Origin of the sequence: Halorubrum sp. SP3 (genome assembly GCF_005435195.1) — an archaeon.
GTDB lineage: Archaea > Halobacteriota > Halobacteria > Halobacteriales > Haloferacaceae > Halorubrum > Halorubrum sodomense.
Map to the genome: position 1 here is coordinate 1 of NZ_SGTU01000422.1, position 419 is coordinate 419.

The 419-nt window shown below is 57.0% G+C and carries 1 protein-coding gene; it reads right to left on the bottom strand.

Annotated elements, in window-relative coordinates; all coding sequences use genetic code 11:
• Positions 1–203 (bottom strand): hypothetical protein (locus tag EXE42_RS17085; protein WP_137707071.1); only part of this gene is annotated, 203 nt, incomplete at its 3' end.
• Between the last annotated feature and the right edge of the window lie 216 nt (positions 204–419).

Consider the following 419-nt stretch of genomic DNA (forward strand, 5'->3'; position numbering starts at 1 on the left):
ATGTACTCGATATCTAAGTCGGGCTCCAAGTGCTCCTCCAGGGAGTGGATCCGCTGTGCGGTTCGGAGCCCACCCGTTCCAACCGGAATGACGAAGAGCTTGTTCCGGGTTGGCTCATTGATCTGCTGTCCATCCGACTCTGTGGCATCGTCGGCACCTTGGTCCGGGTCACCGGCTGCGGTCTGTGGCTTGTGTTCGCTCATATGTGTTAGCCGCCGGGAACGGCCCTGAAACAGGGCACCACGTCTCCGACGTATGTACACGTATGCTGCCTTTCCCCATCACTCCGTTATCCACTATTCGAGGCTCGGTTTGGAAATCCAGGTCTCATCTGGAGTTCTGGAATTACCCCGACTGCTTTCTGGGTGTGCGCATCGTCCTGACTCTGCTCGTCTTGAACAGTTGGACCAGGGACCGTT